Annotated in this window: 24 protein-coding genes; 9 read left to right on the top strand and 15 right to left on the bottom strand. The window is 51.1% G+C overall.

Going from position 1 to position 23,246, the window contains the following annotated elements:
* Positions 1–11: 11 nt before the first annotated feature.
* On the top strand, positions 12–2,096 hold the full coding sequence (locus tag Q397_RS23730) for a methyl-accepting chemotaxis protein (RefSeq protein ID WP_051609589.1): 2,085 nt from the start codon (positions 12–14) through the stop codon (positions 2,094–2,096).
* Positions 2,097–2,171: 75 nt separating this feature from the next.
* Here Q397_RS23730 and Q397_RS0101270 read toward each other — a convergent pair whose 3' ends face one another.
* The 3 genes from Q397_RS0101270 to Q397_RS20480 all read right to left on the bottom strand — a co-directional run bounded on the left by Q397_RS0101270 (position 2,172) and on the right by Q397_RS20480 (position 5,066).
* A complete protein-coding gene (locus Q397_RS0101270; protein ID WP_028877873.1) occupies positions 2,172–3,002 on the bottom strand; it encodes a mechanosensitive ion channel family protein in 831 nt (276 codons plus the stop codon).
* A gap of 88 nt (positions 3,003–3,090) precedes the next feature.
* The gene (locus Q397_RS20485) at positions 3,091–4,176 is read right to left on the bottom strand and encodes a YeeE/YedE family protein (protein WP_051609588.1); all 1,086 of its coding nucleotides are present in this window, start codon (positions 4,174–4,176) and stop codon (positions 3,091–3,093) included.
* A 113-nt stretch (positions 4,177–4,289) separates the two neighbouring features.
* Entirely contained in the window at positions 4,290–5,066 is a 777-nt protein-coding gene (locus tag Q397_RS20480) for an FKBP-type peptidyl-prolyl cis-trans isomerase (RefSeq protein WP_038012425.1), read from the bottom strand.
* 179 nt (positions 5,067–5,245) lie between these two features.
* Between Q397_RS20480 and Q397_RS0101255 the strand changes: the two genes are divergently transcribed.
* Both Q397_RS0101255 and Q397_RS0101250 read left to right on the top strand, forming a co-directional pair.
* Positions 5,246–6,253 (top strand): hypothetical protein, encoded by a 1,008-nt coding sequence (locus Q397_RS0101255; RefSeq protein WP_028877872.1) that lies wholly within the window; start codon positions 5,246–5,248, stop codon positions 6,251–6,253.
* Positions 6,254–6,306: 53 nt separating this feature from the next.
* A complete protein-coding gene (locus tag Q397_RS0101250) occupies positions 6,307–6,528 on the top strand; it encodes a hypothetical protein (RefSeq protein ID WP_028877871.1) in 222 nt (73 codons plus the stop codon).
* A gap of 321 nt (positions 6,529–6,849) precedes the next feature.
* Here Q397_RS0101250 and Q397_RS0101245 read toward each other — a convergent pair whose 3' ends face one another.
* Entirely contained in the window at positions 6,850–7,338 is a 489-nt protein-coding gene (locus tag Q397_RS0101245; protein ID WP_028877870.1) for a hypothetical protein, read from the bottom strand.
* A gap of 129 nt (positions 7,339–7,467) precedes the next feature.
* Here Q397_RS0101245 and Q397_RS0101240 point away from each other — a divergent pair, with 129 nt between their 5' ends.
* Positions 7,468–8,196 (top strand): SDR family oxidoreductase, encoded by a 729-nt coding sequence (locus Q397_RS0101240; RefSeq protein ID WP_028877869.1) that lies wholly within the window; start codon positions 7,468–7,470, stop codon positions 8,194–8,196.
* Here the strand turns inward: Q397_RS0101240 and nth are convergent.
* Together nth and dapB are read right to left on the bottom strand one after the other, a co-directional pair.
* Positions 8,193–8,825 (bottom strand): endonuclease III, encoded by a 633-nt coding sequence (nth, locus tag Q397_RS0101235; protein WP_028877868.1) that lies wholly within the window; start codon positions 8,823–8,825, stop codon positions 8,193–8,195. The two genes, Q397_RS0101240 and nth, sit on opposite strands and share 4 nt — an antisense overlap.
* A gap of 6 nt (positions 8,826–8,831) precedes the next feature.
* A complete protein-coding gene (gene dapB / locus Q397_RS0101230; RefSeq protein WP_028877867.1) occupies positions 8,832–9,635 on the bottom strand; it encodes a 4-hydroxy-tetrahydrodipicolinate reductase in 804 nt (267 codons plus the stop codon).
* Between the two features lie 218 nt (positions 9,636–9,853).
* On the opposite strand from dapB, the gene Q397_RS0101225 reads away from it, so the two are divergent.
* Positions 9,854–11,074: an argininosuccinate synthase gene (locus Q397_RS0101225; protein WP_028877866.1), complete on the top strand. Its 1,221-nt coding sequence runs from the start codon at positions 9,854–9,856 to the stop codon at positions 11,072–11,074.
* A 65-nt stretch (positions 11,075–11,139) separates the two neighbouring features.
* Here Q397_RS0101225 and Q397_RS0101220 read toward each other — a convergent pair whose 3' ends face one another.
* The 6 genes from Q397_RS0101220 to Q397_RS0101195 all read right to left on the bottom strand — a co-directional run bounded on the left by Q397_RS0101220 (position 11,140) and on the right by Q397_RS0101195 (position 18,755).
* A complete protein-coding gene (locus Q397_RS0101220) occupies positions 11,140–12,441 on the bottom strand; it encodes a M16 family metallopeptidase (RefSeq protein ID WP_028877865.1) in 1,302 nt (433 codons plus the stop codon).
* Entirely contained in the window at positions 12,438–13,772 is a 1,335-nt protein-coding gene (locus Q397_RS20475) for a M16 family metallopeptidase (protein ID WP_051609587.1), read from the bottom strand. The genes Q397_RS0101220 and Q397_RS20475 overlap by 4 nt, the downstream gene beginning before the upstream one ends.
* Positions 13,773–13,879: 107 nt before the next feature.
* The gene (locus tag Q397_RS0101210; RefSeq protein WP_240475003.1) at positions 13,880–14,455 is read right to left on the bottom strand and encodes a DUF3035 domain-containing protein; all 576 of its coding nucleotides are present in this window, start codon (positions 14,453–14,455) and stop codon (positions 13,880–13,882) included.
* Between the two features lie 23 nt (positions 14,456–14,478).
* Positions 14,479–14,988: a signal peptidase II gene (gene lspA / locus Q397_RS0101205; protein ID WP_051609586.1), complete on the bottom strand. Its 510-nt coding sequence runs from the start codon at positions 14,986–14,988 to the stop codon at positions 14,479–14,481.
* Between the two features lie 3 nt (positions 14,989–14,991).
* Positions 14,992–17,781, bottom strand: a complete 2,790-nt coding sequence (gene ileS, locus Q397_RS0101200) for an isoleucine--tRNA ligase (RefSeq protein WP_028877862.1) — start codon at positions 17,779–17,781, stop codon at positions 14,992–14,994.
* 23 nt (positions 17,782–17,804) lie between these two features.
* Positions 17,805–18,755, bottom strand: a complete 951-nt coding sequence (locus tag Q397_RS0101195) for a bifunctional riboflavin kinase/FAD synthetase (protein WP_028877861.1) — start codon at positions 18,753–18,755, stop codon at positions 17,805–17,807.
* On the opposite strand from Q397_RS0101195, the gene Q397_RS0101190 reads away from it, so the two are divergent.
* Both Q397_RS0101190 and Q397_RS0101185 read left to right on the top strand, forming a co-directional pair.
* Positions 18,754–18,942: a hypothetical protein gene (locus Q397_RS0101190; RefSeq protein WP_156950603.1), complete on the top strand. Its 189-nt coding sequence runs from the start codon at positions 18,754–18,756 to the stop codon at positions 18,940–18,942. The genes Q397_RS0101195 and Q397_RS0101190 overlap by 2 nt on opposite strands.
* Before the next feature lie 135 nt (positions 18,943–19,077).
* A complete protein-coding gene (locus Q397_RS0101185) occupies positions 19,078–20,106 on the top strand; it encodes a cobalamin B12-binding domain-containing protein (RefSeq protein ID WP_028877859.1) in 1,029 nt (342 codons plus the stop codon).
* A 95-nt stretch (positions 20,107–20,201) separates the two neighbouring features.
* On the opposite strand, the gene Q397_RS0101180 is transcribed toward Q397_RS0101185, so the two are convergent.
* A complete protein-coding gene (locus Q397_RS0101180; RefSeq protein ID WP_028877858.1) occupies positions 20,202–20,441 on the bottom strand; it encodes a hypothetical protein in 240 nt (79 codons plus the stop codon).
* A 224-nt stretch (positions 20,442–20,665) separates the two neighbouring features.
* On the opposite strand from Q397_RS0101180, the gene Q397_RS0101175 reads away from it, so the two are divergent.
* Positions 20,666–20,905 carry a hypothetical protein gene (locus Q397_RS0101175; protein ID WP_028877857.1) on the top strand — a complete coding sequence of 80 codons (240 nt, stop codon included), beginning with the start codon at positions 20,666–20,668 and terminating at the stop codon, positions 20,903–20,905.
* Positions 20,906–20,932: 27 nt separating this feature from the next.
* Here the strand turns inward: Q397_RS0101175 and Q397_RS0101170 are convergent, their stop codons facing one another.
* Positions 20,933–22,087 carry a glutathionylspermidine synthase family protein gene (locus Q397_RS0101170; RefSeq protein ID WP_028877856.1) on the bottom strand — a complete coding sequence of 385 codons (1,155 nt, stop codon included), beginning with the start codon at positions 22,085–22,087 and terminating at the stop codon, positions 20,933–20,935.
* 5 nt (positions 22,088–22,092) lie between these two features.
* On the bottom strand, positions 22,093–22,650 hold the full coding sequence (locus tag Q397_RS0101165) for a DUF1190 domain-containing protein (RefSeq protein ID WP_028877855.1): 558 nt from the start codon (positions 22,648–22,650) through the stop codon (positions 22,093–22,095).
* Between the two features lie 76 nt (positions 22,651–22,726).
* Here Q397_RS0101165 and greB point away from each other — a divergent pair, with 76 nt between their 5' ends.
* A complete protein-coding gene (greB, locus tag Q397_RS0101160; RefSeq protein ID WP_038012422.1) occupies positions 22,727–23,203 on the top strand; it encodes a transcription elongation factor GreB in 477 nt (158 codons plus the stop codon).
* The last annotated feature ends 43 nt before the right edge of the window (positions 23,204–23,246 follow it).

Below are 23,246 nucleotides of genomic sequence, written 5' to 3'. Positions count from 1 at the left end.
AGTCTGCCGACATGCGTTTTCATTTTAAAACAGGTTTGATCCTTACCAGTTTTCTTATTATTTCATTTCTTGCGGTTACGATCCTGATCGCGCAATCGTTTATGGCGAAACGTGCGGCGGAGGATGTGGCGGAAAAACTGTTTACAAGTACCTCGGCGAGTGTCGATGCACAGGTCACCAGCCTCTTGGATACGCCGATTAAAGTGTCTGGCATTTTGGCGCAGAATTCGACCATTGCGACACCGACAGATGCAGGCCTGAACGCAGAAGTCCGTCACCAGATTTTTAAAACGCTGGAGGCGCATCCGTCGCTCTATTCGATTTATATCGGGAAGGAAGACGGCAGTTTCTACCAGATCATTGCCACGCGCGGGAATGAGAGTGTTCATAAGAAACATAACGCCCCTTCTCAGACTTTTTGGATTGTACGCACAATTTATACGGACGGATCAGGGGCGCGTCAGCAAAGCTGGAGCTTCCTTGACGATGACCATAACGTGGTTGGCACGCAGCAAGAACCTGCCCCGTCTTATGATCCGCGCCAACGTCCGTGGTATGGGGCAGCAACGTCGCGCAAAGACGCCGCCTTGTCGGATGTCTATGTCTTTAACTCCCTACAACAACCGGGAATCACGGCGTCGCATGCTTTGGCAGATGGCTCCGGTGTGGTTGGGATTGATATGACCCTTTCTGAACTAAGTGCTTATATGACGGGTCAGAAACTATCTGATAACAGCGTTGTTTTTATGTATGACCGTAAAAACCGCGTGGTTGCTTTGCCAGATCGTATTAAAGGTGTTGAGTTTTTAAGTGATGTGCGTGAAATCAAGTCGGATGCGGTGCAAGCTGTCTTTGCCAACGAAGCCACCAAAGGGGACTTTTATACCGAAATCCGTGACCTGAAGCAGGACGGACCAGGGTTTCAAATCGCGATCAGTGCGCCTATCTCCGACTTTACAGAGAGTTATGCGCAGATGCAACGCAACATCATTCTGATTATTCTGGCGAGTGTGGCGGTGATTATCCCGGCTGTCTTTTACTTTAGTCAGAAACTCTCGTTACGGATCAGCACCTTGGCAGATGATGCGAAACGTATTCAGAATAACGACTTTAGCGAACGCGAAAAGAGCCAGACCAAGATCATTGAATTGTCCGATCTGGAAGAAAGTTTTTCCAACATGCGCGAGGCTCTGTCGGCGGCAGAAAACCTGCATCAGCAGCAACAGCGCGAACAGGAAGCCAAGATCCAGCAGCAGGCCAAACGTGAACAGGATATCATCGATTTTCAAGAAGCGATGGTCACGGTCTTTGAAGGTTTGGACAGTGCCGATCAGGCCATGAAGGTGACCGCGACGGAGATGAAGGGCATTGCGCATAACACCAAACAGCAATCAGCCTCCGTTTCTGAATCGGCTGATGTCACTTCAACCAATGTTGAAATGGTCGCCAGTGCGGCAGAAGAGCTTTCCTCATCCTTTGTGGAGATTTCTTCGCAAGTGACCCATGCAAGCGAGTCTGCTTCATCAGCGGTGACAAAGGCTAATGATACGTCGAACAAAATGAGTATTTTGGAGAGCAATGTGTCCAAGATTACGGAACTTGTCACCATGATTAATGACATTGCCCACCAGACCAATATGTTGGCGCTAAACGCAACCATTGAGGCCGCGCGTGCAGGTGCTGCGGGGAAAGGGTTTGCTGTTGTTGCTGGCGAGGTGAAAGCGCTTGCCAACCAGACAGCCCATGCAACCGAAGAAATCTCCAAGCAGATCGAGGTGGTACAATCTGCCACGGTTGCGTCCGTTGAAGCCATTGACGGCGTGTCGGATGCGATTGAGGAAGTAAATGCGATTGCGGCTTCTATTGCGGCGGCGATGGATCAGCAAAGCGCGACCACCAGCGATATTGCCCGCAATGTGGAACAGGCGGCGACAGAAACCCAGAATGTGTCTCATGAGATCAGAAATTTACAGGACATGGCGGATCGTTCCGAAGCGGCCTCCAGCAATATGGATGGGGCGGCCAATGATCTTTCCAGCCAAGGGGAATTGTTGCGCAATACCGTGAAAGATTTCCTCAAGCGGGTGCAGACCTAAGTGTAGCTGGATGAGTGCATAAAAAAAATCCCCCTTGGTACGATATCCAAGGGGGATTTTTTGTAAGCTGAGTTCTTAATCCGTTTTGGCGTTGATGTGGTGAACCACACGCTGCGGGAACGGGATGGAAATACCTTTTTCATCAAAGGTTTGTTTGACCTTTTTGGTCATGTCCCATTTAACGCCCCAGAAGTCCGGTGCATTGACCCAAACGCGCACGATCAGGTTGACCGAGCTGTCCGCAAGTTCCCCAACAGCCAATACAGGGGCCGGGTCTTGTTTGATACGGGCATCGGCTTTGGCAATGCTTTCAATGATCGCCATTGCCTGATCGATATCGTCTTCGTAGGAAATACCCATTAACAGATCGACACGACGGGTGTCGTTGGCGCTAAAGTTTTTGATGGCGCTTCCCCAGACTTGGGAGTTGGGCATGATGATCTTAACGTTGTCCGGTGTCGCCATTTCGGTTGTGAACAGGGAAACGCTTTTGATCGTCCCGCCGTGGCCGCCGACTTCAACAAAATGACCGACTTTAAACGGACGCAGGAACAACAGCATGACGCCCGCCGCAACGTTGCTGAGTGTGCCTTGCAAAGCCAGACCAATGGCAAGACCTGCTGCACCCATCACCGCGATCAGCGAGGTTGTTTCAACGCCGAATTTATTGAGGACCGCCAGAACGGTGACGGCGACAATAATATATTTAATGACGGTCGCTAAGAAGCCCGCCAGCATTTCGTCTGCTTTACCGGTTTTCAAAAGGCCTTTTTCAATTTTACCTTTGGCAAACCCGGCAAACCAGAAACCGATGATCAGAATGAAAATCGCCCCTACGACCTGCAGGCCATAAAGGGCGATAAAATCCATCACCATCTTCAATGTTTCGTCGAAGGAATCTTCCATCGCCCATTCTCCTAAATTTCAATTGCTGCAAAGCAGTATGCCTAAATTTGCAATAAATTTAAATCCGGGACAACAGAGATAATAAAAATTATTCGGCTGCGGCTAACTTTGTTTGACGTTGGGTTTCACGGTGCATGATCCAATGACCGATTTTGGCCCCTGCAACAATGGCGCTGACACTGATGATGGAGGCAAAGGACAGTGTGCTGATCCCGGACAGGCCTTGCCCGATGGAACAGCCGATTGCCATAACCGCACCGGAGCCCATGAGCACGCCGCCGGCCAGATAGCGCAGCATCTCTTTTGGTTCGCTGAAGCTTTGCAGTTTTAGCTCGCGGCGCACAAGGGCCGACAGGAAGGATCCCGCAATCACCCCGCCAATGAGCATGATGCCGAAGTTGGCCGTTGTCCCGGTATAAATCATCAGGAACTGCATGGCGTTGCCGCCCGGTGCCACAAATGTCAGGGATTCGAGGCGTGTGGGTTCAAATTCATCAAAGCCAATGACACCGGTGACGTACCAGCCGCCCGCAATCAGGCCACCGATGACCAACGCGGATAGGCTCAGGTAAATTTTGTCGCGCAAAACAAAGCTGCGTGAGATCAGGATCAGGGCAAGAAGGGCGGCGATTGCGATGACGGCTGTCTGAACGGTTTCCGCTTCCAGACCAAACAGGGCCACGCTGCTGTGCATCACATCAGGATGGGTGAACGGCAGTTGCACCAGTCCCTCCAACGATTGGCGCACAGGGGCTAATAGACCGCGCATGGTCATATAGCCACTTAGTGCAATGGTAATGATCACGATGAGGGAACGCAGGTTCCCTGTGGCGGCCAAAACAACCTGACGCCCGGCACAACCCCGTGCGATCATCATGCCGACTCCAAACATTAGGCCGCCCAAAATGAGGGCGACGAGAGGCAGGCTTTTAACCCAATAGGCACTTTCGGCGAGATCAAGCTCAAACAGATAGACGACGGCTTGTGTGGCGGCGATGGCGACCAGTGTCGCAATCAGCCATGCACGTAGTTGACCGGCACGCTTACCTTCAAAGCCTTCTGCAACGGCTTGACGAAAACAGAAACGGCTGGATTGTCCTAAAAGCCCGAAAGCCAGGCCCAATAAGCCACCACCCCATAATAAGATTTGTGTTGGTTCCATGTTTTCAAACATGTCTGAATTCTCCAATAGGCGCACAAAGGTGCAGAAGGTTTTACACCCTCCTTGTGGCATATTAGAGATCGCAAATCAATAATAATCTTATTTTCTTGTGTAAATAATATAATTTAACACTTAGAGCATGTGTTTTTAAGATTATTCAGGTCCGGTTTTATAGTGGTATTTTTTTCGGCTTTCCAGTGCGTTATGCCGTCTGTGACGTTATAAACGCTGCTGTAGCCTAGATTGTGGCTCAAGCCTTGTGCCGCTGCTTGACTGCGGTTCCCCGTGCGACAAATCAGGATAAAAGGCTCATTTTTTTCAACGAGTCGGGCCATGTCTTCAACAAAACCACTGTTAAAACGCCCATTGGACATTTTAAAGGGTAGCAGAAGGCTGCCTTCAATAACGCCGGTTTCCTTCCATTCTTCAGGGGTGCGAATATCAATGAGTTTGACCCCTTGCTGGCGGAGTTCTTTTAGCTGCGCATTTCCGATATTTTTAAAAGGAGGTTCTTTGACTTCCAACAACTCTATATCGAAGTGCAGGATGGCGTTAGGGGGAATGACATTGCCTGCCCCACGGGCGCCATATCCCAATTCGGGGGGAATGACCAGCTTGCGTTTGCCGCCGACCTGCATCCCGACGACGCCTTGTTCCCAGCCGGGGATAACCTGTCTGGCGCCAAGCTGAAATTCAAAGGGTTGATTGCGATCATACGAAGAATCAAATTTTTTGCCGTTGGCAAGGGTCCCTGTATAATGAACCACGACAGAGGCCCCCTTGAGGGCCGTCGGTCCCGTGCCGTGCACAAGGTCTGTAACTTGTAGTTCTGCTGCGGGTGCGGGGGTGTTAAGTATTAAAACTATAAAAAAACCAATTAGCCGAATAACTTGACGTTTCATCTGCATACCTCTCTGTAAAACCAGATAAACTGTATAATATTAGTCTTATATACGAAAGATTTTATTGTTTTGATGGCTTTATGCTTTTGTTGGCGGGCAGTTTCTTATATAACGGCCTGATGGAACAACTAAAAATATAAGCAGCTTTTCATTGGGCTGAGAGAAGGATTGCTAGCTACATGGCTGGGGATACGAACGCCGATATTTTTCATACCATCCGTGCCGCGGTTGGGCAGACGCTGGAGATGGCAGAAGCAGAGAGTAAAATCTCTGACGAGACAAAAAAGCTCCTGTCGCAATTGGTCCTGACCCGCCGGGGGGATGGCGAAATTGTGCTGGACGTGGGTGCCCTGCAGCGTTTAAAGGCCACGGATAACCAGTGGGTGGATAAAGAGCGCAACGAGCAGGACCGTCTGGTCAATCCGACGCGGCTGCCTCAACTTGTGCCGGGCCTGAACGGTTTATCTTCCGGGCAGTATCTCGCCTTCGTTCAACGCCCGCTGGAAAAAAATGGCGATAACGGCCATTTTCTGGAACAGGCTGCTTTGCGTCTCGTTGAGCAATATAATGTCAAAGAACGTATGGCAGAGCGTAACCGCCTGTTTGGGCAGATGCAGCGCTATGTGGCAAAGCTGTTGATTGACGAGTTATTGCGCAAGGAACATGGGCTGAGCGATCAGGCCTCAATTGATAAATTGCGTGACGAGACACCGCCGAAAGACCAGTTTATTTTGGCTGCAAAAGTCCTCGAAATCCCCACCAGCGAGGTGATGGCGCGCCTGTTTAAATATGGTGTGGCGTTGACTTTAATCGAACGCATCAAGGTCAAGGCATTGAAAATCCGCAAAGCCCAGCCTGCATTTGAGGCGACCTTGCGCAAACTAGCGGCGGAGGATACGGGGCCGGTCGCTAAATCACGGATCAAAGATATCTTTTTGGGCTTTAAGCAAGAACTTGACCAGATGGCGAAAGAGTATACCGCGCTGGGCCGTCAGTTACAGCCGATCATCGAGAAGATGAAAAAAGATAATTTCGAGAAAAGTTATGCCGATTTACATCGCGCCGCCGCCCGTCTGGATGCGCTGGCGTCGCGTTGGATGATTATAATCGGGGAGGCAAACAACCCTGACGCTATGCGCACCCCGGTCGAGCGCATTAAAGGCATGCATATCGTCTTTACGGAATAAAAAAATCAGACATATTGTGACGGGAAATGACCTAACAATATGGAGAAACGCGCATGAGCGACGGACGTCCTGCCTTGCGTTTTAAAACGCCTGTGCCTTTAAATGTACTCGAAGACTTTTTGGAGCGAAACTGTGCTTCCGGCTGGAATGTAAAGCTGGATGGCATCGCTGAAGATCTGGGGGGCAAAGTGGTTGTTGTGTCTTTTGGCAGTCAAGCGGATCTGGCCAAGTTCAAGGCAGGTTACCCAGCTTTGAAAAAGCAACACAGTCGATAAAATCTAATAAGTTGAAAAGCTTTTTTGATCACGAGAGAGTTTTTGGAACAATTCCGAGTATTGGGGGATCACGCAGACACCCCTAAGTGTTCTTACGTATCAAAAAAGTATAGCATTTTAGCGAGATTAGCTTATTATAATAGACATCTATTCCGCCGATCTTATCGATTTGAAGTGTATTAATTCTGAGTTGATATGTGGACAATCGATACCTTTTTCGGGCTTTGCCCGAATCAGAGCGCCTAGGAGCTAGTGATAGCTTCTAACAAACTTTTAAGCCGGTCTTTGGACCGGCTTTTTTTTGTGCTCTGCCTGTATTGTTTATTGGCGCCCTAAACCGCGCAGGGTTTCTTCAATATTCTGCCATGCTTCACGGATGGCTTCGTCGGCCTCGTCGGAATAACCATCGTTGAAATAAGTCATGAGGGCTTCTGCCATTTCCAGCAGCTTGTCGCGTTGGTCGGCATTTTCCGCAACACCGTCAATGGCGCGATAGAGAAACTTGCTGAGTTCTTCACGGATTGTGTCTGATGATTTGTGGGTGCTGGCGATATCATAGACATGGCTGATCATGTAAAACCGTTTGGCGGCGCGGCGTTGAAGATTATACGCTTCGTTCAGGCCGGTTTTTTCCTGAAGGGCTTCTTTCTCATCCATCAGGCGCACGACTTCGTTTTTATCGGCATTTTCCAATTTCTTGTTGAAGTCGATTTCCAGCTGCATAACCTTGGCTTCTGTGCGTTTGACTTCCTCAACCGCCCAATCGAGTTCGCGTTTGATTTCGTGGATCAGATGTTCTTCGTTGTTCATGATCAGATGTCCCAGCAGTGTTCCAAGCGCTTAGCCTATCAGAGACTGGCGTAAAAATCATCAGGATTGCACAAATCATTCGGTCTGCTTACATAGGGTTTTATTCCATAAAAAAATCAAAGGTAGGATATGTCTGGACTTTCAGAAAAAACAATCATCATCACAGGGGCAAGCAGCGGTCTGGGTGAAGCCATGGCCCGTAAACTGGCGGCCAAAGGCGCGAAGTTGGTTTTGGGCGCGCGTCGCCTGGATAAATTGCAGGTCATTCAAAAAGATTTGGGCGAGAATGTGCGTATCATGGCGTGTGATGTCACGGATGCGCGTCAGGTTGACCAACTTGCCAAACTGGCACTGGACGAATTCGGGCGCATTGATGTGCTGGTCAATAACGCCGGTGTCATGCCCCTGTCCTTTTTCTCCGAAAAGAAGCTGGATGAATGGAACCAGATGATTGACGTCAATATTCGCGGTGTTTTGCATGGCATTGCGGCTGTGATGGATACCATGAACGCGCAACAATCCGGTCATATCATCAATATTGCCTCTGTGGCAGGTCATGTGGTCACACCGTCTTCCGGTGTGTATAGCGCGACGAAATTTGCCGTGCGCGCGATCTCGGAAGGATTGCGCCAGGAATCGCGCGGTCAGTTGCGCACCACCATCATTTCCCCCGGTGCAGTGACATCGGAGCTGACTCAGTCCATCAGCAACGAGAAAGTCGCCAAGGGTGTGGACAAGCTGTATGAAGATGCCATCGATGCAGACGCAATTGCGCGCGCTGTTGTCTATGCGGTGGAACAGCCAGATGATGTGGACGTCAACGAAATCGTTATTCGCCCGACGAAACAGGCGCTTTAAACGGTTTTGGCTTTATAGTTGCAGAGGTCGTAAACCTTGCATTGGGCACAATCGGGTTTACGGGCTTTGCAAATATAGCGGCCGTGCAGGATCAGCCAGTGGTGGGCGTGAAAGAGATATTCTTTCGGGATCGCTTTCAGCAGTTTTAATTCCACTTCCAACACGGTTTTCCCCAACGCCATGCCGGTGCGGTTGGCAACTCGAAACACATGGGTATCCACCGCAATGGTCGGCACACCCCACGCCATAGAACGCACGACATTGGCCGTTTTGCGCCCGACACCGGGTAGCTTTTCAAGGGCAGCTTGATCGTTGGGGACAATACCGTCATGATTGTCCACCAGCATTTGCGCTGCCTTGATGACGTTCTTGGCTTTGGAGTTATAAAGGCCGATCGTCTTGATATATTCCTTTAAGCCCGCTTCCCCCAAATCCAGCATTTCCTGCGGGGTGGAGATCACTTTAAACAGGGCTTCCGTTGCTTTGTTGACGCCAACATCGGTGGCTTGCGCAGACAGAGCAACAGCCACGAGCAAGGTATACGGGTTGGTGTAATTCAGCTCGCCTTTGGGTTCGGGGTTATCCTCTTCCAGACGACGGAAAAATTCAATACGATCAGCCTTTTTCATGGGCTTTTACTCTTTCAGTCCCAAAACGTCCTGCATGTCAAACAGGCCTTTATCCGCGCCTTTGGTCCACATGGCACCGGTGACGGCACCGCGTGCAAAGATCACGCGGCTGGAAGCTTTGTGCGTAATTTCAAAACGTTCACCTTCAATGGCGAAAATGACTGTATGGTCGCCGACTACATCGCCGCCGCGCAAAGTCGCAAAGCCGATATCGCCTTTTTTACGTTCCCCGGTAAAGCCATCGCGTACTTTGTCAGCGACCGCATCCAGATCAACCTTGCGCCCTGCAGCGGCTGCGCGACCCAGACCAAGGGCGGTGCCGGACGGGGCATCGATTTTATGTTTGTGGTGCATTTCCACAATCTCGATATCCCAGTCATCATTCAGCATGGAGGCGACTTTTTCAGTGATGGCGAAGGCAAGGTTGACGCCCAAGCTCATGTTCGGGGCTTGGATGATGGTGGTGGATTTCGCAGCTTCGGCAATGATCGCCTGATCATCTGCGCTCAGGCCCGTGGTGCCGATCACAAGGTTTGTGCCATGTTTTGCCGCCAGTTTTGCATGTTCAATCGTTGCCGCGGGAATTGTAAAGTCGATGACCACGTCAGAGATGGCAAACAGTTCGTCCGCATCGGTGATGATCTTGGCTCCGCTTGGCACTTCCCCCGCAACCACAGCCGGGTCTTGCCCGATGAACGGAGAACTTGGCATTTCGGTCCCGCCCGCAAGCACTGCCCCTTCTGTGGCGACAACGGCCTGCACCAACATACGTCCCATCCGGCCTGCACAGCCGACAATACCGATTTTCATTTTTTTGGCTCCAATTAAGGCAAGGTAAAATTTTGCCCGACGCTATCAGAACAGGCCACGAAAGGCAAACCGGAACGCATGTTCCAAACGGACTATCTCCTGTCGGCGTTGAAAAACAGGATTTTCATGCTCGTCTGATGATGAATCCTTGCTCTTATTCGCTTTGTGTCTTATTTTCTCGCGCAATTGACATGACCTGATTTGAAGGCGATTTTAACATGAGCGATATCAAAAAAGTAGTATTGGCCTATTCCGGTGGTCTGGATACGTCCATCATCCTGAAATGGCTGCAAGATACCTACAACTGCGAAGTGGTGACTTTCACAGCTGACCTCGGTCAGGGGGAAGAAGTTGAACCCGCACGTAAAAAAGCTGAAATGCTGGGTATCAAACAAATCTATATTGATGACCTGCGCGAAGAATTTGTCCGTGACTTTGTGTTCCCGATGTTCCGTGCGAACGCGGTTTACGAAGGGGTTTACTTGCTGGGTACGTCTATCGCCCGTCCGTTGATCGCCAAACGCCAGATCGAGATCGCCCGCGAAGTCGGCGCTGATGCTGTTTCCCACGGGGCAACAGGTAAAGGCAACGATCAGGTCCGTTTTGAGTTGGGCTACTATGGCCTGCAACCGGACATCAAAGTGATCGCGCCGTGGCGTGAGTGGGATTTGAACTCCCGCACGAAACTGATCGAATATGCACAACACCATCAAATTCCGGTGCCGAAAGACAAGCATGGGGAAGCGCCTTACTCTATGGACGCTAACCTGCTGCACATTTCTTACGAAGGTAAGGCGCTGGAAGATCCGTGGATGGAGTATGACGAAAGCATGTTCCTGCGCACAGTTTCCCCGGAAAATGCACCGGACGTCCCGACATACATCGAGATCGAATATGAAAAAGGCGATCCGATTAAACTGAACGGTGAAAAACTGTCTCCGGCAGCGATGCTGACAGCCTTGAACGAAGTTGCGGGTAAAAACGGCATTGGTCGTTTGGATCTTGTGGAAAACCGCTTCGTGGGCATGAAGTCCCGCGGCGTTTACGAAACACCGGGCGGTACCATCATGTTGACAGCGCACCGTGCGATGGAATCCATCACATTGGACCGCAACGCTGGTCACCTGAAAGACGAATTGATGCCGCGTTATGCAGAGTTGATCTACAACGGCTTCTGGTGGTCACCGGAACGTGCGGCGCTGCAGGCTCTGATCGATTCCACGCAAGATAACGTTTCTGGTGTGGTTCGTCTGAAACTCTACAAAGGTAACGTGATCGTTGTCGGTCGTAAGTCCGATTTCTCTCTTTATTCTGAAGAGCATGTGACTTTTGAGGAAGACGAAGTTTACGATCAACGCGATGCGGAAGGCTTCATTAAATTGAACGCCCTGCGCCTGCGTATGGCAGCGGTGAAACCGGATCTGGGCCAAATCGGCTAATCGGTTTTCACGTTAAAGCTAAAAAAAAGCGTCCTTGGTTTTTACCTTGGACGCTTTTTTATTGTTTACTTCAGGCCTTCGGGTTGACCGACGACCACACGGACCAGTTTGTCCGGGGTCAACAGCTTTTGCGCCACGCGGTTGACGTCTTCAAAACTGACGGCTTCGACCTGTTGGTTGCGTGTTTCCAAAAAGTCGATGGGTAGATCATCCTGTTGCATGTTCAGCAAGATCGCCGCAATGGTATCGCTGGAATTGAAACGCAGCGCGAACGAACCTGTGAGGTAGGTTTTCGCATTCTCCACCTCCTCGCGGGTGACTCCTTCTTTTTTGGCTTTCGCCCATTCCGTGGCGATCACGTCCAGTGTTTCCTGTACGCGGGCGTTTTGTGTGCCTGCGCCAATGAGCCAGAGGTGTGCTTTGTCATAATCCATCAGGTAGCTGTAGACGGAATAGACCAGCCCACGTTTTTCACGCACTTCTTCATAAAGGCGTGAGGCAAAGCTGCCGCCCCCTAGAATATAGTTCAGCACGTAAGTGGCGTAGAAGTCGGGGTCATGGCGATCAATGCCGCTTTGGGCCAGCAGAATGCTGCTTTGGGGGATGGCTTTATCGATGACCTGTACGGCAGTGTCAAAAGTTGGGATCACATTGGGGAGGTCATTGGCCGCCGCCGTCTCTGGCAGGTCACTAAAGATACGATCCAGCAGGTCCTTAAGTTCATCTGGTGTAATATCGCCGGAGACACCAACCATCAGATTATCTTTGCCCAGACGGTCCTTGGTAAAACGCACCAAGTCGTCACGGGTGATGTTTTTGACCCCGTCCAGTGTTCCTCTGGAGCCACGGGCGTAGGGGTGGTCGCCAAAGACCGACTTATAAAGGCTCAGGGCGGCAAGGGTATTGGGGGCTTCTTCGCGTTGGCGCAGGTCAGCAAGGATCTGGCTGCGGATCCGTTCCACGGGTTCAGCATCAAAGCGCGGGCTTAACAGGGCAGCGCGCAACATATCGGCGCTGGCATCCAAATTATCGCGCAAGGTCAGGACGCGACCGGAAAAGCTGTCCATGCCTGCTTCAAAGCGCAAGGTAGTGGACAGATCATCCAAGCGGCTTTGGAAGGCTTGGGAGCTCCATTCCCCTGCCCCTTCATCCATGGTGGCAGAGGCGAGACGGGCGAGACCTTCTTTGCCAGTGGGGTCAAGGGCAGCGCCGCCTTTAAAGGAAAAGCGCAACGCAACGATGGGGTTGGTGTGATCTTCGATCAGCCACGCTTTGATCCCTTTGTTGGAGGTGACTTCCTGCACGGGCGCAAGGGCGTAAGCCGGAAGGCTGATAAAGGTAAAGAGAAAGAGGAATAGATATCTCATGAGGCATCTTCCTTGCGCAGCAGAAGGGCAGTTACGGAATATTGGTCTTTAAAGACAGCCCGCAGGGCTTTGTTGACATCGTCGCGGGTGACCTGTTGGATGGCCTCAGGCCAGCTTTCCACTTGATCGACGCTAAGATCAATCGCAAGTGCACTGCCCAGCACCTGTGAGGCGGTGCCGAGATTGTCACGGGCAAAGACGGCTTCATTGACCAGTGTTTTTTGCGCGCGCATCACTTCATCCTGCGTCACGCCTTTTTCCAGCAGCTCGTCGATTTCTGCCTGTAGGGCTTTTTCGACCTGTTCGATGGCGATACCGTTTTGTGCCGTCACCCAAAAGGTGGCGGTGGCTTGGTCATATTTGTTGGGGGAATAATAGAAGCCCGCAGAATCGGCAAGCTTCTGGTCAATCACGAGACTGCGATAGAGACGGCTTGTTGCCCCGCCCCCGATGATATTTTCCAAGACCTGTAACGCATAGGGGCTGTTGTCGCCCGCAGCGGCTGTGCGATAGCTGGGGGCAAGATAGCTGCGTTGCAGATTGTCCTGACGCACGCGGGCATCACGTTTAATGACACGGCGATCCGCATGGGCCGGGGGCTCTGACGGGCGCAGACGGGTGTAATCACCGCCCTTGGGGATGGCGCCATAGTATTTTTCGGCCAGCGGGCGTAGTTCTTCCAGCGTGATATCGCCTTCTACAACGAGGACAGCATTATTGGGCGCATACCATTTTTTGTAGAAATGATTGAGGTCTTCAAGGGACAGGTTTTTAATTTCATGGGCCCAGCCGATCACGGGGATGCGATAGGGGTGGTTCATATATTGGACGGTGCCGATCTGTTCTTGCAACTGCGCGCCGGGGCTGTTGTCCGTGCGCTGGCGGCGTTCTTCCAGAATGACCTGACGTTCCGGTTCGATCACTTCACTTGTCAGGGTGAGGTTGGTCATACGGTCGGCTTCCATCTTCATGACCAAGGCCAAACGATCCTTGGCGACGGTCTGGAAATAGGCTGTGTAGTCATAGGAGGTAAAGGCGTTTTCTTGCCCGCCGTTTTTCGCAACGATTTTGGAAAATTCACCGGGAGCGAGGTTCTTTGTCCCTTTAAACATCAAATGTTCAAAGAAATGGGCGATCCCTGACTTCCCCGCAGGCTCATCGGCAGAACCGACGCGATACCAAACCATATGTTTGACCACAGGAACACGGGTGTTGGGGATCAGGACAACCTGCATCCCGTTTTTAAGGGTAAAACTTTGTGGATTGAAAACGGCGGCTTCTGCACGCAGCGACAGCACAGCAAAACCGAGTAGGAACAATACAAGACGCACGATACATCCTCTTTGAAATCGAGATAGATTATCAGGATGTAACTTATATTCGTGTCCAAACAAGGGCAAGTTTGTAACTTGCCCTTTGATTTGAAACAGTTCTGATCTTAGTTGAAGATACCTTCAAGAATAGCAGTGTCTTTACGTTCAATGACGACAGTGCCACTTCCATCAACCGCTTCACCCAAAGCTTGTGCCTCGCGGATGCGTTTGGCTTCGGCTGCGGCATCGACTTTGGTGCCGAACGGTTCTTTATCTTTCCAGAACATGATGTCTTCAGCGAAGGTTGTCGATTCTTCGATGAAGGCACTTGTTTCGCGATCGATGGTTTTACGGATGGCAGGGTCAGCATTGACTGCGCCGGTATTTTCCAGCAGGGATTTTAGGCCCGGTGTCATTTGTTGATAGCCCGCGTAAGAATCTGTGCGGGTTTCAGCGCCTCGGCCTGTCAGCGCGCGCTGGGCTTTGCTGGTCTCGCTTTCTGCCTGTGGACGTTCTGCCCCCGGCTGCGGCGGCTTCAACGCATAATCCGGCGGCAGGCTCAGGGGCGCGCGCGAATAGACGGCAAACTCATCGGGGGCTGTTTTTTCCAGACCCAGCATTTCCTTGGTATTGCTACAGGCGCTTAAGGCCACAGCGGCAATCGCCAATCCCAGAAATTTTTTATATGATGCTACAGACATATCCATCGCCGAGGTTAGAGTAATTAATCACGATCTTCATTTTTAGATGAATCTGTCTTATGAAACAAGCTATCTAAAATCAAAAGTGCAGCGCCGGTTGTAATTGCAATGTCCGCGACATTAAATGCAGGCCAGTGATAGCCCGCATAATGGAAGTCGAGAAAGTCAGCAACCGCGCCCCAATGCAGGCGATCCAACCCATTGCCAAGGGCACCACCGATGATGGCGCCACAGGGCAGGGCAAAGCGCAGACGGTTTTCACGTTGCATCCAATACGCCAGGCCGATGGCAGCCGCAAAGGCCATCGCCGCCAGCACATAGACCTTGGTTTGCGAATCCCAGCCAAACATGCCGAAGCTAACGCCCCGGTTCCAGGCCATCACAATATTAAAAAAGGAGGTGACCTCGATAACATGGGGGCGCACCATGACGTTGTAGACGATCTCAAACTTTGTCCACTGGTCCAGCAAAAAAGCAATCAAGGCGACCAAAAGGCCGGCAACCACGGGTTTTTTTTGAAAAAACGCACTCATGGGTTATGCAATCGCCTCGGCACAACGGTGGCAGATGTCGCCTTCTTCTTTCACTTCCGGGACAATCTGCCAGCATCGCTCGCACTTGCCGCCTTCGGCTTCTTTAAAGACAACGCCAATGCCTGCAATATCGTCGATGGTGTAGGCGCCTTCCGGCACATCGCCTTCAATCAGGTTTGCCGCAGAGGTGATGGAGATTTCAGCCAGATCCTGACCTTTCATCGCTTCAACATACTCTGCACTTGCGTACACATCCGGTGCCGCCTGCAGGGAAGACCCGATGGCCTTTTCTTTGCGTTTTAGCTCCAACGCACCGGTGACAACACGGCGCAGTGTGCGCACTTTTGACCATTTGGCCGCCAGTTCATCATTTTGCCAGTTGGCCGGTACATCCGGGAACTGACGCAGGTGAACGCTGTCAGCATCTGCCCCAAAGCGCGCGGTCCAGGCTTCTTCCATCGTGAAGACGAGGAACGGTGATAGCCATGCCGTCAGGTGGTTGAACAGGATATCCAGAACAGTGCGCGCCGCACGGCGACGGATGCTGTCTTTCGCATCACAGTAAACCGCATCTTTACGCACATCGAAGTAGAAAGCGGACAGTTCAACGGCACAGAAGTTGTGCAGCTCGTTAAACGCTTTATGGAATACAAAGTTGTTGCAGGCCGTACGCAGTTGTTTATCCAGCTGATAGACGCGGTGCAGGACCCATTGTTCCAGTTCCGGCATTTCTTCAACGGGCAGGCGTTCTTCTTCCGTAAAGCCATCAAGGTTGCCCAGCAGGTAACGGATGGTGTTACGCAGGCGACGATAGACGTCAGACTGTTGCTTGATGATTTCCGGGCCGATGCGCAGATCGTCGGAGGTATCGGCAGACACCACCCACAAACGCAGGATATCGGCGCCATACTGGTTGTTTACATCTTGCGGTGAGGTCACGTTGCCCAAAGATTTGGACATTTTGAAGCCTTTTTCATCCAGCACAAACCCATGGGTCAGGATGGCGTCATAAGGCGCGCGACCGCGTGTCCCACAGGAGGCGAGCAAGCTGGAATGGAACCAACCGCGGTGTTGGTCGGACCCTTCAAGGTAGAGGGATGCAGGCCAAGACAGATCGTCGCGGTTTTCCAAAACAAATGCGTGGGTCACACCGGAGTCAAACCACACATCCAGAATGTCGGTGACTTGGTCGTAATCTTCCGCGTTATAGCTGTTGCCCAAAAAATCTTGCGGATCGCGGGAATACCACGCATCTGCGCCTTCTTCTTCAAAGGCAGCGACGATACGGTCCACGACCGCTTGATCGCGCAACGGCTCGCCTGTCTTTTTATCGACAAAGACCGTGATCGGCACGCCCCATGCGCGTTGACGCGACACACACCAGTCCGGACGATCCTGGATCATGCCGCCCAGACGGTTGCGGCCCATGTCGGGCACAAAGCGGGTTTCGTCAATCGCTTTCAAAGCCTTGTCGCGCAAACCGTTGGTGTCCATGGAGATGAACCACTGCGGCGTGTTGCGGAAGATCAGTTTCGCTTTAGAGCGCCAAGAACACGGATAGCTGTGCGTGATCTTGCCAGAGCTGAGCAAAGCGCCGACTTCGGTCAATTGTTCCAGAATGTGCGGTGCGACTTTATAGACGTGCTCTCCGGCAAAGATCGGCACTTGATCGTAATAACAGCCGTCCGGCCCAACCGTGTCGGGAACAGCGATGCCATGTTCTTTACAGACTTCCCAGTCTTCCTGACCGTGGCCCGGTGCGGTATGGACAAAGCCCGTCCCTGCATCAACGGTGACGTGGTCGCCTGCAATACACGGGACATCAAAGTCATAGCCACGACCACGCCAGGGGTGGGAACAGATCGTGCCTTCCAGCTCGCGGCCTTTAAGGGTTGCGACTTGTTTGAAATCAGCAACTTTGGCTTGGCCCATGGTGTCTGCCGCCAAGGCTTCCGCCACACAGATTTTCTCTCCCACGCGCGCGAGGGAACCGTCATGCACGTCCAGCACTTCGTAGACAGCATAATCGATATCATTACCGTAGGAGATCGCGCGGTTGCCCGGCATCGTCCAAGGAGTCGTGGTCCAGATGACGATGGTTGCATCGCTCAACACATCCAGTTTGCTGCTTTCGACTTTAAAGCGCACATGGATGGTTGTGGACTCATGATCATAATATTCCACCTCGGCTTCGGCGAGGGCGGTTTTTTCCACCGGAGACCACATGACCGGTTTTGCGCCTTTATACAGGCCACCGTTCATCAGGAAGCGGCACAATTCTTTGGCAATTGTGGCTTCGGCTTTGTTGGTCATGGTCAGGTACGGATCTTCCCAGTTGCCGATGATGCCCAGACGTTTGAATTCTTCGCGCTGGATATCGATCCATTGTTTGGCAAACTGGCGACATTCCTCACGGAATTCCAGAACCGGAACCTGATCTTTGTCTTTTTTCTTTTTGCGATATTTCTCTTCGATCTTCCATTCGATCGGCAGACCGTGGCAGTCCCAACCCGGAACGTAGTTGGCATTTTTGCCCATCATCTGTTGAGAGCGAACGATGATATCCTTGAGGATCTTGTTCAGCGCGTGACCGATGTGCAGGTGGCCGTTTGCATAAGGGGGGCCATCGTGCAGGATAAACGGTTCTCGCGATTTTGCATCTTCGCGTAATTTCTCATAAAGACCAATTTTTTCCCATTTTTCCAGAATCGCGGGCTCTTTCTGAGCAAGGCCGGCACGCATTGGAAAGTCGGTTTTAGGCAGGAATACAGTCGATTTATAGTCCACAGTCATGGTCTTCTCTTTACAGGAGAGGGTTAAAAAGGTTCGGTCTTCTTTAGTATGTCTTGGGCACGGATGCAATCTTTTGCGATCTGTTCTTTAATTTCGTCCAATCCATTAAACTTTTTCTCAGTCCGAATGAACTCGATCAGCGCAACGCGTAGATGCTTGCCATAAAGATCACCATCATAATCAAAGAGATGGGTTTCTAAAAGCACATCGCGTTTGTCAAAGGTTGGACGTTTGCCAAAATTGGCGACCCCGTCATGCCACACCGTGTTGGTGCCATCATCCACACCGGCACGGATGGCATAGACGCCATAGGCCGGTTCCAGGTAATCATGCAGTTCGATATTGCAGGTCGGGAAGCCCAGATCACGTCCGCGTTGATCACCTTTGACCACGCGGCCTTCAATCTCAAACGGGCGGCCCAAGACGGCGCGGGCCTGATCAGGCTGTCCAGCATAAAGATAATCGCGCACGCGCGTGGAGGAATAGGCGTGATCCCCGTCATCCTTGACCGGATTAACGCAGGTAAAGCCAAAGCCCAGCTCGCGGCCTTTATGTAACAGCATATCCGGGTTACCCCGGCGTTTGGCCCCGAAATAGAAATCATAGCCACACACCACATGGCGCGCGTCAAGGCCGTCGATCAGCACATCCTGAATAAAGTCTTCCGCTTCGCGGCTGGCAAAATCCATGTCGAATTGCAGCACCACCAGATCATCCACACCCATCTCTTCAATATGACGGGCCTTGATGCGAAAGGGGGTAATACGAAACGGTTGCTGGTCGGGCTTGAAGACCATACGCGGATGTGGCTCGAACGTCAGGACAACCCACGGCAAATTATGGGCCTTGGCGATAAGCCCTGCTTCGCCAATGACCTCCCGGTGCCCGAGGTGCACGCCGTCAAAGTTTCCGATCGCGACCGCGCCCCCTTTGACATCGGGCGGCAGGTCTTCAAAATGTCTGAATATGCGCATGCAGGCGAAGGTAGCCGGAATGACCGTGGGGTCAAGCGGAAAGATGATTTTGAAGGTGATTTTTCAAAAAAAAGAGGCAGGCACAACAGGGGAGCGAAGCGAGAATAAAGAGCGTCACAAAGATATTTTTTATATTGAAACACGTTCGGGGCAATGTGCTTTTTCTAGAATAGAGGGATCATTTTAGGTTATCCGCATGTAACTTAACGTAACCATAATATATTTATGGTTTTAGGGAAGGGGGTGTGATATCTTTGGTTGAAATATGGCCGAGAATAAAACCAGTTGAATAATTTAATGCGTTTTTTAAAACGGGCGACCTATGAACACATTTTTGCCTATCCAAGAGATTGTTCACTCCGCTTGGACTCAACATGTCACTGCCCATGAAAAAGTCGTCTTGGAATTGGATTGCGCTCAGAAAGAATTTTTACTTGATGAGATGAGACGCCTGACCAAGTCAATTTCAGCGGCAATTGAATGTGGGGATCATCAAATCCTGTTGGATTATCTTGGTTGGCTGCGACGCACGTTAGAACAGGAAGTGGTATCGGTTGAAATCTGGTCACAGATTATTGAAACCATCTTTGAGCAGATTTCACATTCTCTGGAAGCCTTGACGGGAGATGTGTTTCACGAAATTCATGGGTTGAAAAATATCGCACAGGATCATCTCAGTGACAAGTTCTCGCCGATAACGTCTTTTCCTGAAGTGGCCTTGGAGGCAACGGATATCCAGAACTTGGCGGGGTCGCTTATTGCCGGTACACAGGTTTTTCCCTATGATATGTTTACGTCTGCCAAAGTGCAGGGCGGGAGCACTTATGAACATGTGGCGCAAAGCCTGATCCAGCCGACGATGTATTACATCGGGGACTTGTGGGAGCAGGGGAAAATCGGCACTTTGCAGGAACAGATGGCAACGATCAGTGCCCAAGCCATCCTCGCACAAGTGAAGGTGTTGTCCCCGACTTTGCCGCGCAATAAGCGCAAAGTGTTGCTGTCCTGTGTACCCGGCAATCAGCACGAACTGGGATTAAAGATGATTCAGGACCGGCTTGACCTTGGGGGATTTGAAACGCGCAACCTCCGTGCTGGGGCGTCGATTGACAGTATTTTAAGGCATATCGATCAAGACAAGCCGGATATGGTTGGCTTGTCTGTCTGCCTGAGTCGCCAAATCCCCGACCTTAAACGAATTATGGATATGATCCGCACAGAGTTTAGCCAGAACCGCCCCTTCTTGATGGCGGGGGGACTGGTGTTGAATGTCACTCAGACGACAGCGAGTGAGGTGCATGCGGATGTCAAGGTTCGGAGTTTGGAAGGGTTGCGCGAAGTAATTTCCTAGGGACTAGTTTTCGCAGGGGAAATTGACGCTAAGGGCGTTATATACAGCATCCCTAAGCGGGAAACCTGCCAGTGCCGGGTATTCGTATGCCGTATTCAGATACATATTTGCCAGCCCCTTGTTATTAAACGAGATATTCTTTGGAAAGCAGATGTCTTTTGAATGAGCTGTAGCGGGGTCAAAGCACTAGGGTCGGCCCGATAATAAGCGCAGGCATGGGCCAGATCGCCCCCGGTTTTAAATGGATTGCTTTTTTGTTGAGCCGCAGCGTCTTGCGTGACACCAAGCGTTAAGGTCGCTGCGAGCAGGGCAGCGCCCAAAATTTTCATGGTCATTCTATCTATTCCTTGGACGTAATCTCCTCGTTTGCCTGAAAGCTTGGCAAGTTTTAAATTTTTGCTTTCAGGCGAAGAGGATAGCCCAAGGTGTCGAGACTGCCAAATGAGAATTTGAGCTACGCGAGACACGTTACAAAGTGGAAATGATATTTACTTGCAATTTAATATTGTATGTGCAATAATTAACCTTATTGAAGTTAATTTTGTAGAGAGAGTATTAAATGAGAAATGAACGAGTGATTGGTGCCTTTCAAGCATCCGATAGATGGATTGGGGTGGTCGAAAGTCAAAAAGTTGTGATCTACAAAACCTATGGTGGGCCTTTGTATTCGAATGGCAATGCGGTATATTTTGGGCATGATGAAGAGGGGACGAGATATGATCTCAAACCTAAGGGGACTGACCTAGAGGAATTTGAGATTGTATCTACGGGTGAGATTATTACTCGTATCCCAGTATAATGTTTGGGGCGTATTGGGGCTTTTAGCTTACTCCCGAATTACGTGAGGGACGAAGCGGGAGGTGTCTTTGGTGATGGCGGAGTTATCTTCGCGGATACCGATGCCACTGGGTTGCGATGCGACGAGCCAGCTGCCGATGACCGCGTGATTACCTTCAAAGACGGGCAGCGGGTGCAGGGCTTGGACGATATGGCCTTCTTCACCGTAGGGGCCTTTGACCTCTTCCAGTGTCTGTCCATTTTCGTGCAAGCTGACGCCTGCGCCTTCGCGTGAATAGATCGGTTTTTTGGCAAAGCCACCGGTCAGTTTGTGGGCATCTTCCATAAAGTAAGAGGGCAATAGGTTGGGGTGGCCCTCAAACATCTCCCACAGGACGGGCAGGATGCCTTTGTTGGACAGGATGGTTTTCCATGCGGGTTCGATAAAAGTCACGCCAGACGTTGGCATGGCTTCGCCGAATTCTTCGCGCATCATCCATTCCCACGGGTAGAGCTTAAACAGGTTGGTGATGACGTTGTCTTGCAAGTCTGTCAGGCGACCATCTGCGTCAATGCCGATTTCTTCCATATGGATGAAGTGGGTTTTGACATGGGCTTGGGTGGCACATTCTTCCAGATACAGGACGGTGCCTTCATCTTCCAGACTGCCCTGACAGGCTGCCATATGCAGGGTGCCGTCGATTTCCATCGCGCGAAAGGCGCTGATGAGCTGTTCATGGATCGAGTTGAACTGGTCGCAATCCGGCGGGATCAGTCCCTGTTCCATGGCCTGTTCCATCCAGACCCACTGGAAGGCCGCGCTTTCATAAAGCGATGTGGGCGTATCGGCGTTATATTCAAGCAGTTTTGCAGGGCTTTTACCGTCATAGGAAAAGTCCATGCGCCCATAGAGGTTTCGTTCCCGATTCTGCCAGCTGGAACGGACATAGTCCCAATAGGGTTGCGGGATCGCGAGCTTTTCCATCAGGCTTTCGTCATTGATGACGCGATCAACGGCTTGAAAGCACATCTGTTCCAGCTCTGCCGTTGGATCTTCAATGTCTTGTTCAATCTGTTCAAGGGTGAAGCGGTAACAGGCGCTTTCATCCCAGTATTTCTCGCCGTCAATGGTGTGGAACTGGAAGCCGACTTCTTTTGCCAGTTCTTGCCAGTTCTCACGTTCCTGAATGGAAATGCGAATCATGGAGATTAACCGCCGTAGCTACGTGAGCTGGTGCTTGTACGGGCGGCTGTTGTACCAAATCCGCCGCGGCGCACGGTTGATGTTTTTGTGCTGGGGGCTTTGGTGACGGTGCTTGGCACGGGCTGAACGCCGGTTTTTGTCGACACTTTTTGGTTATCGCCGGTGCGGAATGTCTTCGGGTCATCCTTGGAGCGATAAAGCGGCTGGGTCGCCACGTTGGAACGTGTCCCGTTTGCCAGCATAGAGCCCATCATATAGCCCATCATCATGGGCATAAAGACAGACCCGCCAGAAGAGGTCTGTTGCGGGGCTTGCTCGCACTGCTCTTCACCAAAGTCAGCCTGACACTCTGCAATAGAGGTGTATTTGGGGGCTGTACGGACATGTTCTTCGGCAGCCTGTTCCCAACCTTGACGACACTGGTCAAGATTTTCACCTTCAAACTGCGCACATTCATCCACGTCTTTGAAGATGGCGGCAGTGTCTTCTGTATTGTCACATGCGCTCATGGTCAGGATGGTTGCGCCCATCAGGGCCAGTTTTAAAGATTTACTGCGTTTCATAAAAATACCTAGTCTCACCTGTTTTGACGTTTGCGTGATAATCTAGTAGGAAAGCAGAAACAAACAAGAGATTTCTATGGCAGACAGACCGAATTATATTACTCCCGAAGGCTTGCTGAACCTTAAGGGTGAAAAGTATCAGCTCTGGTCAATCGAGCGTCCAAAGGTCGTGAAGGTGGTGACTTGGGCTGCAGGAAATGGGGACCGGAGTGAAAACGCCGATTATCAGTATGGTAAGAAGCGCTTGCGCGAGATTGATCGCCGTGTGCGCTTTTTGACAAAACGGATTGAGGCGGCGCAGGTGGTTAATCCGCAAGAACAAACCAACCGCGATCAGGTTTTCTTTGGCGCAACCGTCATTTATGAAAATGATCGCGAAGAAAAAGTCACTGTGCGCATTGTTGGGGAAGATGAAGTCGATTCGACCAAAGGCTTGATCAGCTGGATTTCCCCGGTGGCGCGCGCCTTGATCAAGGGCCGTGTTGGTGATCTGGTAACGGTCAAAACCCCGAAGGGGGAAGAAGAACTGGAAATTCTTGAAATCCGCTATTGAGAAAAAGGCGTACAAACCTCAGATACCTTTTATTGGAAAATTA

It is taken from the genome of Terasakiella pusilla DSM 6293 (assembly GCF_000688235.1).
GTDB lineage: Bacteria > Pseudomonadota > Alphaproteobacteria > Rhodospirillales > Terasakiellaceae > Terasakiella > Terasakiella pusilla.
This window is presented reverse-complemented; position numbering and strand designations above follow the sequence as displayed.

Excerpts from the sequence above, each read along its gene's own strand:
- Q397_RS23730 (WP_051609589.1), top strand. The coding sequence starts at position 12 with ATGCGTTTTCATTTTAAAACAGGTTTGATCCTTACCAGTTTTCTTATT.
- Q397_RS0101270 (WP_028877873.1), bottom strand. The coding sequence starts at position 3,002 with ATGGAAGATTCCTTCGACGAAACATTGAAGATGGTGATGGATTTTATC.
- Q397_RS20485 (WP_051609588.1), bottom strand. The coding sequence starts at position 4,176 with ATGTTTGAAAACATGGAACCAACACAAATCTTATTATGGGGTGGTGGC.
- Q397_RS20480 (WP_038012425.1), bottom strand. The coding sequence starts at position 5,066 with ATGAAACGTCAAGTTATTCGGCTAATTGGTTTTTTTATAGTTTTAATA.
- Q397_RS0101255 (WP_028877872.1), top strand. The coding sequence starts at position 5,246 with ATGGCTGGGGATACGAACGCCGATATTTTTCATACCATCCGTGCCGCG.
- Q397_RS0101250 (WP_028877871.1), top strand. The coding sequence starts at position 6,307 with ATGAGCGACGGACGTCCTGCCTTGCGTTTTAAAACGCCTGTGCCTTTA.
- Q397_RS0101245 (WP_028877870.1), bottom strand. The coding sequence starts at position 7,338 with ATGAACAACGAAGAACATCTGATCCACGAAATCAAACGCGAACTCGAT.
- Q397_RS0101240 (WP_028877869.1), top strand. The coding sequence starts at position 7,468 with ATGTCTGGACTTTCAGAAAAAACAATCATCATCACAGGGGCAAGCAGC.
- nth (WP_028877868.1), bottom strand. The coding sequence starts at position 8,825 with ATGAAAAAGGCTGATCGTATTGAATTTTTCCGTCGTCTGGAAGAGGAT.
- dapB (WP_028877867.1), bottom strand. The coding sequence starts at position 9,635 with ATGAAAATCGGTATTGTCGGCTGTGCAGGCCGGATGGGACGTATGTTG.
- Q397_RS0101225 (WP_028877866.1), top strand. The coding sequence starts at position 9,854 with ATGAGCGATATCAAAAAAGTAGTATTGGCCTATTCCGGTGGTCTGGAT.
- Q397_RS0101220 (WP_028877865.1), bottom strand. The coding sequence starts at position 12,441 with ATGAGATATCTATTCCTCTTTCTCTTTACCTTTATCAGCCTTCCGGCT.
- Q397_RS0101210 (WP_240475003.1), bottom strand. The coding sequence starts at position 14,455 with ATGTCTGTAGCATCATATAAAAAATTTCTGGGATTGGCGATTGCCGCT.
- lspA (WP_051609586.1), bottom strand. The coding sequence starts at position 14,988 with ATGAGTGCGTTTTTTCAAAAAAAACCCGTGGTTGCCGGCCTTTTGGTC.
- ileS (WP_028877862.1), bottom strand. The coding sequence starts at position 17,781 with ATGACTGTGGACTATAAATCGACTGTATTCCTGCCTAAAACCGACTTT.
- Q397_RS0101190 (WP_156950603.1), top strand. The coding sequence starts at position 18,754 with ATGCAGGCGAAGGTAGCCGGAATGACCGTGGGGTCAAGCGGAAAGATG.
- Q397_RS0101195 (WP_028877861.1), bottom strand. The coding sequence starts at position 18,755 with ATGCGCATATTCAGACATTTTGAAGACCTGCCGCCCGATGTCAAAGGG.
- Q397_RS0101185 (WP_028877859.1), top strand. The coding sequence starts at position 19,078 with ATGAACACATTTTTGCCTATCCAAGAGATTGTTCACTCCGCTTGGACT.
- Q397_RS0101180 (WP_028877858.1), bottom strand. The coding sequence starts at position 20,441 with ATGACCATGAAAATTTTGGGCGCTGCCCTGCTCGCAGCGACCTTAACG.
- Q397_RS0101175 (WP_028877857.1), top strand. The coding sequence starts at position 20,666 with ATGAGAAATGAACGAGTGATTGGTGCCTTTCAAGCATCCGATAGATGG.
- Q397_RS0101170 (WP_028877856.1), bottom strand. The coding sequence starts at position 22,087 with ATGATTCGCATTTCCATTCAGGAACGTGAGAACTGGCAAGAACTGGCA.
- Q397_RS0101165 (WP_028877855.1), bottom strand. The coding sequence starts at position 22,650 with ATGAAACGCAGTAAATCTTTAAAACTGGCCCTGATGGGCGCAACCATC.
- greB (WP_038012422.1), top strand. The coding sequence starts at position 22,727 with ATGGCAGACAGACCGAATTATATTACTCCCGAAGGCTTGCTGAACCTT.